The sequence below is a fragment of the Mycobacterium heidelbergense genome (assembly GCF_050205645.1).
Classification (GTDB): domain Bacteria; phylum Actinomycetota; class Actinomycetes; order Mycobacteriales; family Mycobacteriaceae; genus Mycobacterium; species Mycobacterium heidelbergense_A.
This window is the reverse complement of sequence record NZ_JBNMQT010000022.1, coordinates 65,329-83,054: the sequence shown is the minus strand read 5'-3', so window position 1 is coordinate 83,054 and position 17,726 is coordinate 65,329. Positions and strand designations below refer to the sequence as shown.

General features: G+C 69.2%; 9 protein-coding genes. All 9 read right to left on the bottom strand.

What is annotated here, in order from left to right; all coding sequences use genetic code 11:
• A partial coding sequence (locus ACQI5H_RS21020; protein ID WP_427081227.1) for a type I polyketide synthase occupies window positions 1-3,933 on the bottom strand: 3,933 nt, incomplete at its 3' end.
• Window positions 3,934-3,951: 18 nt separating this feature from the next.
• Entirely contained in the window at window positions 3,952-10,323 is a 6,372-nt protein-coding gene (locus tag ACQI5H_RS21015; RefSeq protein ID WP_427081226.1) for an SDR family NAD(P)-dependent oxidoreductase, read from the bottom strand.
• Window positions 10,324-10,372: 49 nt separating this feature from the next.
• Complete coding sequence (locus ACQI5H_RS21010) at window positions 10,373-11,434, bottom strand: type III polyketide synthase (RefSeq protein ID WP_427081225.1); 1,062 nt, start codon at window positions 11,432-11,434, stop codon at window positions 10,373-10,375.
• A gap of 113 nt (window positions 11,435-11,547) precedes the next feature.
• Window positions 11,548-12,972, bottom strand: coding sequence for an argininosuccinate lyase (argH, locus tag ACQI5H_RS21005; RefSeq protein WP_427081224.1), 1,425 nt, complete (start codon window positions 12,970-12,972; stop codon window positions 11,548-11,550).
• Complete coding sequence (locus tag ACQI5H_RS21000; protein ID WP_427081223.1) at window positions 12,969-14,177, bottom strand: argininosuccinate synthase; 1,209 nt, start codon at window positions 14,175-14,177, stop codon at window positions 12,969-12,971. The genes argH and ACQI5H_RS21000 overlap by 4 nt, the downstream gene beginning before the upstream one ends.
• Before the next feature lie 13 nt (window positions 14,178-14,190).
• Window positions 14,191-14,685, bottom strand: a complete 495-nt coding sequence (locus ACQI5H_RS20995; RefSeq protein WP_076058868.1) for an arginine repressor — start codon at window positions 14,683-14,685, stop codon at window positions 14,191-14,193.
• Between the two features lie 49 nt (window positions 14,686-14,734).
• Window positions 14,735-15,661, bottom strand: a complete 927-nt coding sequence (argF, locus tag ACQI5H_RS20990; protein WP_427081222.1) for an ornithine carbamoyltransferase — start codon at window positions 15,659-15,661, stop codon at window positions 14,735-14,737.
• Entirely contained in the window at window positions 15,658-16,848 is a 1,191-nt protein-coding gene (locus tag ACQI5H_RS20985) for an acetylornithine transaminase (RefSeq protein WP_427081221.1), read from the bottom strand. Before ACQI5H_RS20985 ends, argF begins: the two co-directional genes overlap by 4 nt.
• Window positions 16,845-17,726 (bottom strand): acetylglutamate kinase, encoded by an 882-nt coding sequence (gene argB / locus ACQI5H_RS20980; RefSeq protein ID WP_427081233.1) that lies wholly within the window; start codon window positions 17,724-17,726, stop codon window positions 16,845-16,847. Before argB ends, ACQI5H_RS20985 begins: the two co-directional genes overlap by 4 nt.

Here is a 17,726-nt window from a genome sequence, read left to right as displayed (position 1 = left end):
GATGACATCGCGCACGTCGACCGATCCGTCCGAGTCCACCAACACGAACCGGCCCGGATGCTCGGCCTGCGCCGAGCGCACCAACCCCCACACCGCCGCACCCGCCAGATCTGTGGCCGCCTCACCGGCCCAACTCACCGCGCCGTGCGTCACCACGACCAGCTCCCCAGAGTCATCGCCGGCGAGCCGCGATTGCAACACCCGCAGCGCCTCATGGGTAGCCGCATACACCGACCCGACCACACCGTCGGCCGCCGGGCCTAGCTGCCACACCGTCGCGCCGTCATCGCCAATGCCAGTGGGTTGCAATGGGACCGGTGACCACACAACGTCGAACAAGCCGCCACCGCCACCGGCGGCCGCCGCGACCGCCGCCGACAGCGCTTTCGCCGAGACCGGGCGAAGCACTAACTCGCGCACCGACAACACGGGCAGACCCGCACCATCGGCCAGGTCCACCGACACCGCGCCGGCACCGGCCGGCGCGATCCGGACCCGGACCCTGGATGCACCGGCGGCATGCAGACACACGCCCTGCCAGGAAAACGGCAGCATCGTTTCGACCTGTTGGCCGACCACTCCCATCGCGTGCAGCGCCGCGTCCAACACCACCGGATGAATTCCGAACCCCGCGACCGTCACACCCTCACCTACGGCGACCTCGGCGAAAATCTCTTGCCCCCGTTGCCATATCGCCCGCAGGCCGCGAAACGCCGGCCCGTACTCATAGCCCCGCGCGGCCAACACGCCGTACACATCGCCGGCCTCCACCGCCGACGCTCCGGCCGGCGGCCACACCGACAGGTCCGCGGGCGCCGGCGAACCCGCGTTCAGCACGCCCTGCGCGTGCAATAGCCAGATCGAATCCGCGTGGGCGCCGCGCGAATAGACCCATACCGCTCGCGAACCCGACTCGGTGGCCGCGTCGACGACCAGCTGCACCCGCACCCCGCCGGACTCCGGGAGCACCAGCGGCGCCAACAATGTGAGCTCCTCCAGGACCGAACAGCCGACCTCGTCGCCGGCCCGCAGGACCAACTCCACGAATCCCGCTCCGGGAAACAGCATCACTTCGTCGACGACGTGATCCGCCAGCCACGGGAAATCGCCCACCGACAAGGAGCCCGTCAGCACGACGCCGCCCGAATCGGGCCGCTCTACCACCGCGCTCAACAGCGGATGCGCGGCGTGCGTCAACCCCGCACCCCTCACGTCCGCCGATCCCACGGCGCCGTAAGGCAACCAATACCGCTGCCGCACAAATCCGTACGTCGGTAGGTCGACTCGGCGCCCGCCCCCCAACACGGCAGGCCAGTCCACACCGACACCGCGGGCGAACAACTGCCCCAGGGCGGCCAGCAGCGACTCGGCTTCGGGTCGGTCCTTGGGCTGCGTCACCACCGACGCCGCCCGGTCGGCGGTCAACGACTGCTCCACCGCGGCGGTCAGGCCACGCCCGGGACCCACCTCCACAAAAACGTCCGCGCCCAACGACTCGGCGGCCCTTACGCCGTCGACGAAACGGACCGGTTGCCGCACATGGTCAACCCAGTACTGCGCCGACCCGTACCCGGGACCGGCCAATTGACCGGTCAGGTTCGACACCAACGCAATTCGCGGTGGCTCGGCGGAAATCCCCTCGAGCAGCTGCCCGAACTCGTCGAGCATGGGCTCCATCAGGGTGGAGTGAAACGCGTGCGACACCGCCAGCCGGTGCACCCGGCGACCCGACTCGGCCAGCCGATCCGAGACCGCCTCCACCGGCTGTTGGGCACCCGAAATCACCACCGCGTTGGGGGCATTGACCGCGGCGATGCTCACCGCCTCGGTCAGCAATGGTGCGACTTCCGACTCGCCGGCGGCTACGGCGACCATCACCCCGCCGCCAGGTAGGGCCGCCATCAACCGGCCCCGGCCGGCCACCACCCGGGCGGCATCCGCGAGCGACAACGCCCCGGCCACATGGGCGGCCGCGATCTCGCCTACCGAATGACCCGTCACGACGTCCGGCTCCACGCCGCAGTGCCGCAACAATGCGGCCAGTGCCACCTCGACGGCGAACAACGCCGGCTGGGCGAATTCGGTGCTTTCCAACAGCGCTGCATCGTCGCCCCAGATGACCTGGCGCAGCGGCAGTCGCAGATGCGGATCCAACGCGGTGACCGCCGCGTCAAACGCCTCCGCGAACGCCGGGAAGCGTTGATGCAATTGCCGGCCCATTCCCAACCACTGCGAACCCTGCCCGGGAAACACGAACGCCGTCTTACCGCCCGCTTGCGCACGACCCGCGACGAGGCCCGCGCCCCGCTCGCCGGCCGCCAGCTCGATCAACCCCGCGACGAGATCGTCGCGGTCGGCGCCGACGACGACGACCCGATGGTCGAAGACCGGCCGCGTCGTCACCAACGACCAACCGACATCCGCCGGAGTCAGGTCGGCATCGGCGGCCACCCGCGCCAGCAATCGCTTGGCCTGGTTGGCCAGTGCCCGCTCCGAACGGGCGGACAATACCCACGCCGTCGCGACGTGATCGGGCTGCGCCGCAACGTTTTCGCTCTCCAACGCCGGGGCCTGCTCGATGATCACATGCGCGTTGGTCCCGCTGATCCCGAACGACGAGACACCGGCCCGGCGGGGACCATCCGGCCACGGCATTGACTCGGTCAACAGCGAGACCGCTCCGGCCGACCAATCCACATGCGGCGTGGGGACATCCACGTGCAACGTCTGCGGCAGCACGCCGTGTTGGATCGCCTGCACCATCTTGATCACCCCGGCCACGCCCGCGGCGGCCGACGTGTGACCGATGTTCGATTTGATGGACCCCAGCCACAGCGGCCGGTCCGCCGGCCGATCCTGTCCATACGTGGCCAGAAGCGCTTGCGCCTCAATCGGATCGCCCAACGTGGTGCCCGTGCCGTGCCCCTCCACCACATCGACGTCCGCGGCGGCAAGGCCGGCGCTGGCCAGCGCCGCGCGCACGACCCGCTGCTGGGATGGCCCATTCGGTGCGGTCAGCCCGTTGGAAGCACCGTCCTGATTCACCGCGGAGCCGCGCACGAGGGCCAAGACCGGGTGTCCCAGCCGTCGGGCGTCGGCCAATCGTTCGACGACCAACACCCCCGCGCCTTCGGACCACGCGGTGCCGTCGGCGGCTCCGGCGTACACCTTGCACCGCCCGTCCGGCGCCAGCGCTCGCTGGCGGCTGAACTCCACGAACGCCGCTGGGGTGGCCATCACGGTCACGCCGCCGACCAGCGCCAGATCGCTCTCTCCCGACCGCAATGACTGCGCCGCCAAGTGCAGCGCCACCAGCGACGACGAACACGCCGTATCCACCGATACCGCCGGGCCTTCCAGCCCCAGCACGTACGACACGCGTCCCGAGGCCACGCTCAACGTCGAGCCGGTGAGCCCGTAGCCCTCCAGCTCGCCGTGCACCTCGCCGCCATAGCCGGCGTGGATCACCCCGGCGAATACCCCCGTCGCCGAGCCGCGCAGCGCCAACGGGTCAATTCCGGCGCGCTCCAACGCTTCCCACGACAACTCCAGCATCAGTCGCTGCTGCGGATCCATCGCGAGCGCCTCGCTGGGCCCGACGCCGAAGAATCCGGCATCGAAATCGCCGGCGTCGGACAGGAATGAGCCCTGGCGCACGTACATCTTGCCCGGCGTATCCGGGTCCGGGTCGAACAGCCCCGCCACGTCCCAGCCCCGATCCGCGGGAAAGTCGGACACCGCATCGCGGCCTTCGACCACCATGTCCCACAAGCCCTCGGGCGAATCCACGCCGCCCGGATACCGACACGCCATCCCCACCACCGCCACCGGCTGCGACAGTTTGCCTTCCAATTCGGAAAGGCGCCGCCGGGTACGCCGTAGATCGGCGGTGAGGCGCTTGAGGTATTCGAGATGCTTGTCGGGGCCCGACACTGTCGCTCCTTGCGAACTTTAGGAGCCGAGCTCTTCGTCGAGGATGGCGAAGAGCTGGCTTTCGGTGGCGGTTTCGATGTCCTCGTCGTCGGAGTCGTAGGACTCGTACGGGTCGAGGTGGGTGCTGAGGGTGGTCAGCAGGGCCTGGATGCGGGTAGTGAGTTGCGTCTTGTCCTCGGGCTTCCAGTCGGGTTGATCGAGCAGTCCTTGTAGTTCACGAGTGATGTCGTTGAATCGGTGCATCAGGTTCGGTTGGCCGGCGCTGGTGGTGTCGACGGCCAAGCGGGCGTCGAGGTGTTCGGCCAACACGATCGGCGTCGGGTAGTCGAAGATGAGCGTGGGCGAAAGGGTCAGTCCGGTAGCGGTTTTGAGCCGGTTGCGCAGCTCGACGGCGGTCAGCGAATCGAACCCGAGGTCTTGAAACACGGTTCCGGGGTTGATGTCGGCGGCGTTCTGGCGGCCCAACACGGTGGCGGCGTTGCTGCATACCACGTCGACGAGTCGGTCGTGTCGCTGCTCGGCGGTCAGGCCCTGCAGCCGTGCGACGAGGCTCGTCATCGAGGCCGCCGTGGTGTCGGTGTCGTCGATCACACGCCGGGTGGGACGAGCGACGACCAAGTGGCTCAGCAGCGGGGGCAGCGCGGCGCGCTGGTCGGCGAGCGCGGCGGCATCGACGCGCGCGGCCACCAGCATCGGAAGGTCGGCGAGCATGGCTTCGTCGAAGAGTTGTAGGGCGTGTTCGGTGGATAGCGGTGCGAGCCCGAGTCGGGTCATGCGGGCCTTGTCACGCTCACCCAGGTGCTGGGTCATGGCGCTGGGCTGTTCCCACAGCCCCCACGCCACCGACAACCCCGCCAAACCCCGCGCGCGCCGGTAGGCGGCCAGCCCATCGAGGAAACTGTTGGCCGCCGCATAATTACCCTGCCCCGGGGTCCCCACGATGCCGGCCATCGACGAAAACATCACAAACGCCGACACATCCAAATCCTGGGTCAGCTCGTGCAAGTTCCAGGCCCCATCCACCTTGGCCCGCAACACCGCATCCACCCGACCCGGCGTCAACGAACCAATCAACCCGTCATCAAGCAGGCCCGCAGCGTGAAACACCCCCTTGAGCGGGTAGCGGGCCGGCAGCCCCGCGATCAACGCCGCGACCGCATCGCGATCGGCCACATCACAGGCCACCACCGACACCCGCGCCCCGGCACCTTCCAACCGCGACACCACCTCGGCCACACCCTCGGCATCGGAACCCTGGCGACTGGCCAACACCACATGCGCCACCCCATAACGGGCCACCAGATGCTCCGCCAGCGCCGAACCCGCCATCCCGGTCCCCCCGGTGACCACCACGCTCCCCCCGGCCAGGCCGGGGTCGCCGATCGTGAGTACCACTTTGCCGATGTGGCGAGCCTGGCTGATCAACCGATACGCCGCAGCGGTGGACCGCACGTCAAAGGTCTTGACCGGCAACGGCTTCAACCTGCCCGCCGCGAAGAGCGCCATCAGCTCGGTCAGCATCGCCGCGGTGTGATCCGGGCCGGCTTCCATCAGATCGAACGCCCGATAGTGCACACCGTGGTGGTCAGCGCTGACCTGCCTGTGGTCGCGCAGGTCGGTCTTGCCCATCTCGATGAAGCGCCCACCATCGCTCAGCAGCCGCAACGACGCGTCGATGAACTCACCGGCCAGCGAATTGAGCACCACATCCACCCCGGCACCGCCGGTGGCGGCAAGAAACTTCTGCTCGAACTCCAGCGTTCGAGAGTCACCGATGTGGTCGTCATCAAACCCCATCGCGCGCAACGTGTCCCACTTGGGATGGCTGGCGGTGACGAAAACCTCCGCACCCCAATGGCGCAACAGTTGCACTGCCGCCATGCCCACCCCACCGGCCGCGGCATGCACCAGCACCTTCTCCCCCGCCTTCACGCCGGCCAGCACCGACAGCCCGTACAGCGCGGTCAAAAACACCACCGGCACACTCGCGGCCTCCACCAACGACCAGCCCACCGGCACCACCGTCACCAACCGCGCATCCACCACCGCCTCGGAACCCACCACCCCCAACAAACCCATCACCGCATCGCCAATTGCGAGCCCGGTTACCCCCGGCCCAACCTCGACGACCACACCCGCGCCCTCGACACCGATCTCACCGCCGCCCGGATACATCCCCAAGGCCACCAACACATCCCGGAAGTTCACCCCCACCGCGGCCACCGCCACCCGCACCTGCCCGGCAGCCAACTCCACCCGCGCGCTGGGCTGCACCACCAAGTCCTCCAACGTGCCGCCGCCGCCGGCGGCCAACCGCCAGCCTCCATCCGGCAACTCCAGTACCGCCCCGGCCCCGACCGGGGTCAGCCGAGCAGCGTGCGCGACACCGGAACGGACCACGAGTTGCGGTTCACCACAACCGATGACATCGCGCACGTCGACCGATCCGTCCGAGTCCACCAACACGAACCGGCCCGGATGCTCGGCCTGCGCCGAGCGCACCAACCCCCACACCGCCGCACCCGCCAGATCGGTGGCCGCCTCACCGGCCCAACTCACCGCGCCCTGAGTGACGACCGCGAGAATCCCGGAACCATCGCCGGCCTGAGATGACTGCAATGCTCGCAGCGCCTCATGGGTAGCCGCATACACCGACCCGACCACACCGTCGGCCGCCGGGCCCGGCCGCCACACCGTCACGCCGTCATCGCCAATCCCGTTGGACGCCAATGACACCGGTGACCAGGTCACCTCGAATAATCCCCCACCCGCCCGACGGCCCGGCACGGGCATCGACAACTGCGCCACCGAGACCGGGCGAACTACCAGCTCGCGCACCGACAAGACGGGCAGACCCGCACCATCGGCCAGGTCCACCGACACCGCCGCCACGCCGACCGGCGCGATCCGCACTCGCGCACGCGCCGCTCCCGCCGCGTACAAACACACTCCCTGCCAGGAAAACGGCAGCATCGTCTCGGCCTGTTCGCCGGCGACTCCCATCGCGTGCAGCGCCGCGTCCAACACCACCGGGTGGATCCCGAAGCCGCCGACGTCCACTCCGGTGGCCTCGGGGACAGCGATCTCGGCGAACACTTCGCTGCCCCGCTGCCACATCGCACGAAGACCCCGAAACGCCGGCCCATACTCATAACCCCGGTCGGCCAGTCGCTCGTACGCATCGACCACGTCAAGCGGCGTCGCCCCCACCGGCGGCCAGACCGACAGATCCGCGGCCGGCTGCACCGTTCCCGGGCTCAGCACGCCCTCGGCATGCAACACCCACTCCGAACCGGTCTGCGCCGCAAGCGAATACACCGACACCGTCCGTCCACCCGAACTCGTCGGGGCGCCCACCACCACCTGGACCCGCACGCCCTCGGCCGGTTGCAACAGCAGCGGCGCCGATAGTGTGAGCTCCTCCAGCACGGTGCAACCGACCTCGTCGCCGGCGCGCAACGCCAACTCGACGAACGCGGCGCCCGGGAACAACACCACCCCGGCCACCGCGTGATCGGCCAGCCACGGTTGGGCAGCGGTCGAGAGCCGGCCGGTGAGCACCACTCCGCCCGAGTCGGGCCGGTGAACCACCGCGCCCAGCAAGCCGTGCTCGGCCCCCGCCAAACCCAGGGCGCCCATGTCGCCGGTTCCGGCGCCCATCTCTGGCAGCCAAAACCGTTGCCGCTGAAAGGCATACGTCGGCAACGGCACCTGACATCCGCCCACAAACGCCGCCCGCCAATTCACGTCCACGCCCGCGACGTGAGCCTGACCGGCCGACAGCAAGAACCTATCGAGCCCACCGTCGTCGCGCCCCAGCGATGGAATGACGACGGCGTCGGGGGCATTCCGATCTGCCAAGGTTTGCTCGATGCCGGCGAGCAACACCGGATGGGGACTGGATTCGATGAAAGCCTGGTGCCCGCTCTCGCCCGCGGCGCGCACCGCGCGTTCGAACTGCACTGTCTGCCGGATGCTCCGGTACCAGTACTCGGCGTTCAGGCCGGCGGTATCCATGAGCTCGCCGGTGACCGTGGAGAAGAAAGCCACCGACGACGAACGCGGCGCGATGCCGGTCAGCGCCTCGGCGAGCGGCTCACGGATCACGTCCACCTGCGCGGAGTGCGAGGCATAGTCGACATCGATCCTGCGCGCCCGGACGCCGTTCGCCTCGCAGCGCGCCATCAGTTCCTCGAGTGCCGTCACCTCACCGGAGACAACGACAGCCGAAACACCGTTGACGGCGGCAACATTGAGCCGATCCCCCCACGGCTCCAGCAACTGGCGCGCTTGCGGCAGGCCGCACGCCAGCGAGACCATGCCCCCGGAACCCGACAATCGCACCAGCAGCCGGCTTCGCAGCGCCACGACCCGGGCGGCGTCCTCCAGCGACAGCGCGCCCGCGACATACGCCGCCGCGATCTCTCCTTGCGAGTGGCCGATCACCGCGTCCGGGCCGACGCCCACCGACCGCCACAATTCGGCCAGCGATACCATCACCGCCCACAGCACCGGCTGCACCACGTCGACCCGGTCCAGCCCCGGGGCGCCCGCCGCGCCCCGGATGACATCGATCAGGGACCATTCCACGTGTTCGCCGAGCGCCTTGTCGCATCGGTGCATGTGATCGGCGAAAACCTTTGATGTGTCGAGTAATTGGGTTCCCATGCCGACCCATTGCGAGCCTTGGCCGGGAAAAACGAACACCGTCCTGTCCACCGCGCGGGCACGCCCCACCACGACGTTCGCACCGGGCTCGCCGGCCGCCAACCCGGCCAATCCGGCCAGCAGCTGCTCGCGGTCACCGCCCACCACCACGGCCCGATGCTCGAACACCGAACGCGTCGACACCAACGACCAGCCCACGTCGGCCGCATCGAGATCGGCGCCCACGTGCGTCAACAGCCGCTCCGCCTGAGCCGTCAGCGCCTCGGCCGACCGCGCGGACAAGACCCACGGCACCACCGGCATGTCGTTATCACCCGAAGCGCCAACGGTTTCCAGTGCCGGCGCGTCGGCCTGCTCCAGGATCACATGCGCGTTGGTCCCGCTGATTCCGAACGACGACACCCCGGCCCGGCGCAAACCGTCCCCCGCCGGCCATGCCCGGGGTTCGGTCAACAACGAGACGGCGCCCGCCGACCAATCCACGTGCGGCGTGGGCACATCCACGTGCAGCGTCCGCGGCATGAGCCCGTGACGGATCGCCTGCACCATCTTGATCACCCCGGCTACGCCCGCGGCGGCCGAGGTGTGACCCATGTTCGATTTGATGGACCCCAGCCACAGCGGCCGATCCGCCGGCCGGTCCTGGCCGTAGGTCGCGAGCAGCGCCTGGGCCTCGATCGGGTCGCCCAACGTGGTGCCGGTGCCATGGCCCTCCACCAGATCCACGTCGGCCGTATTCAACCGCGCGTTGGCCAGTGCGGCCCGCACCACGCGCTGCTGCGCCGGCCCGTTCGGAGTCGCCAAGCCGTTGGAGGCGCCGTCCTGGTTGACGGCCGAGCCCCGGACCACCGCGAGCACCGGGTGGCCCAGCCGCCGCGCATCGGCCAACCGCTCCAGCACCAACGCCCCGACACCCTCGGAGAAGCCGGTTCCATCGGCCGCACCGGCATACGCCTTGCACCGTCCGTCGGTGGCCAGCGCGCGCTGCCGACTGAATTCGATGAACATCGCGGGAGTGGCCATGACCGTCACCCCGCCGACCAACGCCAGTTCGCACTCGCCCGACCTCAGTGAGCGCGCCGCCAAGTGCAGGGCCACCAACGACGACGAACACGCGGTATCCACCGACACCGCCGGGCCCTCCAACCCCAGCGCGTAGGCGACCCGCCCCGAGGCCACGCTCAGCGTCGAACCGCGCAGCCCGTATCTCTCCAGCTCTCCGGGGACCCGCCCCTGCCCCCCGTACGAACCGTGAAATATCCCGGCGAACACGCCCGTCGCCGATCCGCGCAGCTCCAACGGATCAATTCCGGCCCGCTCCAACGCTTCCCACGACACTTCCATCAACAAGCGCTGCTGCGGATCCATCGCGAGCGCCTCGCTGGGCGCGATGCCGAAGAACGCGGCGTCGAAATCGGCGGCGTCCGCCAGGAATCCGCCGCACCGGGTGTATGACTTGCCGATGGCGTCGGGGTCGGGGTCGAACAGCTCGCTCAGATTCCAGCCGCGATCGGACGGGAAATCGGACACCACGTCGCGGCCCTCGACGACCATCTCCCACAAGGCCTCCGGGGAATCCACGCCGCCCGGATACCGGCACGCCATCCCCACCACCGCGATCGGGTCGGTCGCCAGGTACTCGCGGTTCTCCCGCTTCAGCCGCTCAATTTCCTTGAGAGACTTGCGGAGAGCCTCGACGAGCTCGTCCTGACTGCTGTTCATAGGACCCGGCCTTTCGTGCTGCGATCGAGCAGGAGTCCACGATCGCGCATCAATGCCAGCGCAACAACACAAGTTCAGAGCAGAATCCCGGACCCATCGCGAGCATCAGGCCTGGGCTGCCGCTGGGCGGCCGCTTGCCGATGGTGTCGCGCAACACGTGCAGCACCGACGCCGAGCTCAAGTTGCCGATCTCACCGAGTGAGCGCCAGGTCAGCTCCAGGGCTTCCGCCGGCAGCGACAGGGCGGCGTTGATCGCTTCGATGACCTTCGGGCCACCGGGGTGGCTGACGAAGGCGCCGATGTCGTCGGTGCTCAGGCCGTGGGCGGCCAGGAACTCCGTGACGTCCTTTTCGATGTATTGCTCGACGACCGCAGCGACATCCTTGGACAGCACCAGCTCGAATCCCGTCGTGCCGATGTCGTAGCCCATCGTGCGCAGCGAATCGGGGTAGAGGTGGCTGCGGGAATCGATGACGCTGGGCCCGGCGGCGCCGATCTGTTCGGCGCGACGCTCGCCGACCGCGACCACCGCTCCAGAACCGTCAGCAAACAATGCGCTGCCGACCATGCCCGCCAGCGACGGCTTGTATCCCGGGTAGGTCAGCGAGCAAAGCTCGACCGACACGAGCGCCGCGACCCCGTCCGGCGCGCCGCGCAGGTAGTCGTTCAGCCGGGCCACCCCCGCGGCCCCGGCCACGCAGCCCAGGCCGAACAGCGGTACCCGGCGCACATCGTCGCGCAGCCCGAGCCGCCCGGCGATCCGGGCATCCAGCGACGGCACCGCCAGCCCGGTGACCGTCGTCGTGACAAGCACGTCGAGGTCTTGGGGTCGCAGGCCCGCCTCGTCCAGCGCCCCCTCCAGCGCCTCACAGCCGAGGTCCACGGCGTTTTCGATGAAGATCCGGTTCGCCGTGCCGAAGTCTTTGAGGGTCGGATACGTCTCCAGCGGGAGCACCAGGTGTCGGCTGTTGACCTTGGCGCTGGTGTGCAGCTGCCGAACGATGTCCTCGTAACCTTCGAACTCAGGAATGCTGACGAAAAAGTCGGTGAGCTCGCGCTGGGAGTAGCGATATGGCGGCAACGCACCGAACACTCCCGCGATGACGCTCATTGAACCCACCCCCTGGTCACGTACCCCCGGGCACGACGGTTCACCCGGATTGCTTAGCTGATGGAAGCTTAGTCCGCTCGCAAATTAACGGCAAAGAAACGGCCAGTCTCGTTTCAGCCCGCCAGCTGCTGTTGCAGCCGCTCTTTCAGCCGCTCGGAGCTGGCCAGGACCCCGTCGAGTTGGTCGGCGACCCGGGTCGGCGCGGTGCCTCCCCGGGCATCGCGCGCCGACACCGAGCCCTCGATCGTCAGCACCTCCCTGACCTGCGGCGTCAGGTCGGAGCTGATGGCGGCCAGCTCGTCGTCGGTCAGCTCCTCGAGCCCGACGCCGCGCTCCTCGGCCGCGCGCACGGCGGCGCCGGCGGCCTCGTGCGCGGACCGGAACGGGACTCCCTGGCGCACAAGCCATTCAGCGATGTCGGTGGCCAGCGTGTAGCCCGCCGGGGCCAGCGCTGCCATCCGCTCGACGTTGAAGGTCAGGCTGGCCACCAGGCCCGCCATCGCCGGCAGCAGCAACTCCAGCTGGGCCACCGAGTCGAATACAGGTTCCTTGTCTTCCTGCAGGTCACGGTTGTAGGCCAGCGGCTGGGCCTTCAGCGTCGCAAGCAGGCCGGCCAGGTTCCCGATCAGCCGCCCCGACTTGCCGCGCGCCAGCTCGGCGATGTCCGGATTCTTCTTCTGCGGCATGATCGAGCTGCCGGTGGACCACGAATCGTGCAGGGTGACGTAGCCGAACTCCGTCGAGCTCCAGATGATGATGTCCTCGGCGAGCCGGGACAGGTCCACGCCGATCATGGCGAACACGAACGCGGCTTCCGCGGCGAAATCCCGGGCCGCGGTCGCGTCGACGGAGTTGTCCGCCGAGGCGGCGAAGCCCAGGTCCGCGGCGATCGCGTCGGGGTCCAGCCCCAGCGACGACCCGGCCAGCGCGCCCGCGCCGTACGGGGACACCGCCGCGCGCTTGTCGAAGTCGACGATCCGGTCGACGTCGCGCAGCAAGGGATGCGCGTGCGCCAGCAGATGGTGGGCCAGCAGGATCGGCTGGGCCGACTGCAGATGGGTCTTGCCGGGCATGATCGCCTTCGGGTGGGCGGCGGCCTGGGCGGCCAGTGCCGCGACGACGTCGAGCGCCCCGGCGGCGACCCGCCGCACCGCGTCGCGCAGCCACATCCGGAACAGCGTGGCCACCTGATCGTTGCGCGACCGGCCGGCCCGCAGCCGGCCACCCAGGTCGGGCCCGACCCGGTCGATCAGGCCGCGCTCCAGGGCGGCATGCACGTCTTCGTCGCTGACCAGCGGCGAAAAGCTGCCGTCGACCACATCCTCGGCCAGGCTGTCCAGCCCCGCGAGCAGCCCGTCGCGCTGCTCCTCGGTGAGCAGCCCGGCCCGGAACAGCACGATGGTGTGGGCCCGCGACGCCGTGATGTCGTAGGGCGCCAGCACCCAGTCGAAGTGGGTGGACTTGCTCAGCGCGGCCAGCGCCTCGGACGGGCCGTCGGCGAACCGCCCGCCCCACAGGGATCCCTCGCGCGTGCTCACGTCTCGTCGGCGGCCAGGTCCCGGCGGGAGGCGATCTTCGACGACAACCCGTGCACGTAGACGAAGCCCTTCGCCGACGACTGGTCGAAGCTGTCGCCCTCGTCGTAGGTGGCCAGGTTGAAGTCGTACAGCGATTCGGCGCTGCGACGGCCGTTGACCGCAATGTGGCCGCCGTGCAACACCATTCGCACCTCGCCGGACACGTGTTCTTGCGTCTTGGCGACGAAGCTCTCCAGCGCGACCTTGAGCGGTGAGTACCACAGCCCGTCGTACACCAGCTCGGCCCAGCGCTGGTCGGTGTGCCGTTTGAAGCGGCCCAGTTCGCGCTCGAGGGTGACGTGTTCGAGTTCGACGTGCGCGGTGATGAGCACCATCGCGCCGGGCGCTTCGTAGATCTCGCGGCTTTTGATGCCGACCAGCCGGTCCTCGACGACGTCGAGGCGCCCCACGCCCTGCGCACCGGCACGGGTGTTGAGTTCCTCGATGGCTTGCAGCATCGACACCGGCTTGCCGTCGATGGAGACCGGCACGCCCCGCTCGAATCCGATGATCACCTCGTCGGGCGTGCTCCAGTTCAGGGTGGGGTCTTCGGTGTAGGCGTAGATGTCCTTGGTGGGCGCGTTCCACAGGTGCTCGAGGAACCCGGTCTCCACTGCGCGGCCCCACACGTTCTGGTCGATGGAGAACGGCGAGCGTTTGGTGACGCCGATCGGGATGGCGTTCTCCTCGGCGAACGCGATCGCCTTCTCCCGCGTCCACGCGTAGTCACGAACCGGCGCCAGCACCTCCAAATCCGGTGCCAGCGAAGCGAATCCGACCTCGAAGCGGACCTGGTCGTTGCCCTTGCCGGTGCAGCCGTGCGCGACGATGCCGCCCCCGTGCTCGCGGGCGGCCGCGACGAGGTGCTTGACGATCAGCGGCCGGCTGATCGCGGACACCAGCGGGTAGCGGTCCATGTACAGCGCGTTGTTCAGCACTGTTGGCAGGCAATAGCCCTCGGCGAATTCGTCGCGGGCGTCGACGACGACCGCCTCGACGGCGCCGCAGTCCAGGGCCCGTTGGCGCACGACTTCCATGTCCTCGCCGCCCTGGCCCAAATCGATCGCCACCGCCACGACCTCACGGCCGGTCTCCTTGCCTATCCAGCTGATCGCCACCGAGGTGTCCAGACCGCCGGAATACGCCAGGATGACGCGTTCTGACATGAGTCAATCTCCTTTATTTGAGGCTCTCGAGGGTGGCGGCCAGCTCGGCGCCGGTCATCGGCTCTCGGGCGGCCACGAAGAGGGTGTCATCGCCGGCGATGGTGCCGACCACGTACGGTAGCGCCGCCCGGTCGATTGCGCTGGCCAAATAGTCGGCGGCGCCGGGCGGGGTGCGCAGCACCGCCAGGTTCGCGCTGGAGTCGACGGACACCAGCAGCTCGCCGAGCAGCCGCGACAGCCGCGCCGTGCCGCCGGAGACCCCGCGCACCGGGCTGCCGTCCTCGGGGACGACGTAGACCCCGACGCCGCCGTCCGCGCCGCGCAGCTTCACCGCGCCGAGCTCCTCGAGATCGCGCGACAGCGTGGCCTGGGTGACGTCGATGCCCTCGTCGGCCAGCCGCACCGCTAGTTCGCTCTGGCTGCTGATCGACGATGACGACAGGATCGCCACGATGCGGGCCTGCCGGCCGGCGCGGGTGGTTTCGGGGGTGGGCTTGCTGCGTGTCATTGCGCCACTCCTCCCCATCGCTGCGCTCTGCATCGTCGCCGGCGCGGCGTCATCGCGCCCGCTCCAGCAGCCACACCAGCAGCGCCTTCTGGGCGTGCAGCCGGTTTTCGGCCTCGTCCCAGACCGCGCTGCGCGGTCCGTCCATCACCTCGTCGGTGATCTCGTCACCGCGGTGGGCCGGAAGGCAGTGCAGCACAATGGCTTCCGAATCCGCCAGGCCGACGAGTCGCGGGTTGAGCTGATACGGCCGGAACGGTGTACGGCGGTCCAGCCCGTCGTCCTCCTGGCCCATCGACGTCCAGGTGTCGGTCACCAGGACGTCGGCGCCGGCAGCGGCGGCCTCGGCGTCGGCGGTGACCAGCACCGATGCGCCGGTGGCCCGTGCGCGCTGCTCGGCCGCGGCCACGAACGTCGCGTTGGGCGCGAAGCCGTCGGGCGCGGAGACCGTGACGTGGATGCCTGCGGTGACGGCGCCGAGCATCAGCGAATGCGCCATGTTGTTGGCGCCGTCGCCGAAGTAGGACAGCCGCAGCCCATGCAGCGTCCCCTTGCGTTCGGCAATGGTCTGCAGGTCGGCGAGCACCTGGCAGGGATGGAACTCGTCGGACAGCGCGTTGATCACCGGCACCGTCGCCGCCGAAGCCATGGCGTCGAGCCGGTCCTGCCCGAACGTCCGCCACACGATGGCCTCGACGTAGCGGGACAACACCTTGGCGGTGTCCTGCAGCGTCTCGTCGCGGCCCAGCTGGGTGCTGCGGGCGTCGACGACGACGGCGTGCCCGCCAAGCTGGGCGATGCCCACCTCGAACGAGAACCGGGTGCGGGTGGAGTTCTTGTCGAAGAGCACCGCGACGCCGCGCGGACCCTCGAGCGGGCGACGGGCGAACGGGTCCTTCTTGAGGTCGGCGGCGAGCTGCAGGACCTCGGCCTGCTCGGCGGGTGCGAGGTCGTCGTCGCGCAGGAAATGCCGAATCATGTTGCGGCCCCGGCAGTGTCGAGGATGCCCGGCAGGGCGGCGATGAAGCCCTCGATCTGGGATTCGGTGATGATCAGCGGCGGCGCCAGCCGGATGACGTCCGGCGCGGCGGCGTTGACCAGGAATCCCGCGTTGCGGGCGGCCGCCTCGGCCTCCTTGGCCCGCGGCGCGGACAGCACCACGCCCCACAGCAGGCCGCGGCCGCGCGCGTGGTCGATCAGCGGGTGACCGAGCCTTTCGATGCCATGCCGCATCGTCTTGCCCAGCACCTCGGCGCGCCGGACGAGGTCGTCGGCGGCGAGGACGCGCAACACGGCCAGCGCCGCGGCGGTGCAGATCGGGTTGCCGCCGAAGGTGCTGCCGTGCAGGCCCGGCGTCAGCAGCTCCGCAGCCGGACCGACGGCCAGGCACGCGCCGATCGGCAGCCCGCCGCCGAGCCCCTTCGCCAGCGTCACCACGTCGGGGGTGATGCCGTCGTGCTGATGGGCGAAAAACGCACCGGTGCGGCCCATTCCGGTCTGCACCTCGTCCAGCACCAGCAGTGCCCCATGCCGGTTGGTGATCTCGCGGGCGGCGACCAGGTAGCCCTCCGGCGGGACGACGACGCCGCTCTCCCCCATGATCGGTTCGAGGAACACCGCGGCGGTGTCGTCGTCGACGGCGGCCGCCAGCGCGTCCACCGAGCCGTACGCGACGTGCGTGACCTCACCGGGCAGCGGCGCGAACGGCGCCTGCTTGCTGGGCTGACCGGTCAGCGCCAGCGAGCCCATCGTCCTGCCGTGAAAAGCCCCTTGTGCGGCAACGAGTTTCGTGCGCCCGGTGAGCCGGGACAGCTTGAATGCCATCTCGTTCGCCTCGGTCCCGGAGTTGCAGAAGAACACCCGGGTCGCCGCGTCCGCGCCCAGCAGCCCGACCAGTTCTTCGGCCAACGCGATCGCGGGCTCGGTGGCATACAGATTGGACGTGTGGCCCAGCGTCGCGACCTGATGCGTGACGGCCTCGATGATGGCGGGGTGGCGATGGCCGAGCACGTTGACGGCGATGCCGCCGAGCAGGTCCAGGTACGTCTTGCCGTCGACGTCGGTCACGACGGCGCCCTCCCCGCTGGCCAACGCGACCGGCGGGGTTCCGTAGTTGTGCATCATCACGGCTTCCCAGCGCTGCCGTAGCTCGTCGGTGTGCGTCATGCGGAAACCACCTTGGTGCCGGTGCCCGCGTCGGTGAAAAGCTCCACCAGCACGCAGTGTTCGACCCGCCCGTCGATGACGTGTGCGCTGGGCACCCCGGCCGTGACCGCGCGCAGGCACGCTTCGACCTTGGGGATCATGCCGGCCTCCAGCGTGGGTAGCAGTTGCGCCAGTGTGGCGGTGTCGATTTCGCTGACCAGCGAATCGCGGTCCGGCCAGCTGGTGTACAGGCCCTCGACATCGGTCAGCATCAACAGCTTTTCGGCCCCCAGGGCTTCGGCCAGCGCCGCCGCGGCGGTGTCGGCGTTGATGTTGTGCACCACGCCGTCGGCGTCGGGCGCGAGCGTCGACACCACCGGAATGCGGCGCGCCGCAATCAGATCCAGCACCGCCGCCGTATTGACCCGATCGACGTCGCCCACCAGCCCGATGTCGGTGGCCACGCCGTCGACGGTGACGCTGCGCCGCACGGCAGTGAACAGCTGCGCGTCCTCGCCAGTGATGCCGACGGCGTAGGGCCCGTGCGCGTTGATCAGGTTCACCAGTTCGCGGCCGACTTGTCCGAACAGCACCATCCGCGCGACGTCGAGCACTTCCGGTGTGGTGACCCGGAATCCGCCCTTGAAGTCGCCCTCGATGCCCAGGCGACGCAGCATCGTAGTGATCTGTGGCCCGCCGCCGTGCACCACGACGGGGTGGACCCCGCAGTTGCGCAGGAAGGCCATGTCGGCGGCGAAGGCGTGCCGCAACGCGTCGTCGGTCATCGCGTTGCCGCCGTATTTGATCACGACGATCTTGCCGTGCAGCTGCTTGAGCCACGGCAGCGCCTCGGCGAGCACCTGCGCCTTGACCACGGTGGTCAACTCTTCGATCTTCAT

Excerpts from the sequence above, each read along its gene's own strand:
- ACQI5H_RS21015 (WP_427081226.1), bottom strand. The coding sequence starts at position 10,323 with ATGAACAGCAGTCAGGACGAGCTCGTCGAGGCTCTCCGCAAGTCTCTC.
- ACQI5H_RS21010 (WP_427081225.1), bottom strand. The coding sequence starts at position 11,434 with ATGAGCGTCATCGCGGGAGTGTTCGGTGCGTTGCCGCCATATCGCTAC.
- ACQI5H_RS21000 (WP_427081223.1), bottom strand. The coding sequence starts at position 14,177 with ATGTCAGAACGCGTCATCCTGGCGTATTCCGGCGGTCTGGACACCTCG.
- ACQI5H_RS20995 (WP_076058868.1), bottom strand. The coding sequence starts at position 14,685 with ATGACACGCAGCAAGCCCACCCCCGAAACCACCCGCGCCGGCCGGCAG.
- argF (WP_427081222.1), bottom strand. The coding sequence starts at position 15,661 with ATGATTCGGCATTTCCTGCGCGACGACGACCTCGCACCCGCCGAGCAG.
- ACQI5H_RS20985 (WP_427081221.1), bottom strand. The coding sequence starts at position 16,848 with ATGACGCACACCGACGAGCTACGGCAGCGCTGGGAAGCCGTGATGATG.
- argB (WP_427081233.1), bottom strand. The coding sequence starts at position 17,726 with ATGAAGATCGAAGAGTTGACCACCGTGGTCAAGGCGCAGGTGCTCGCC.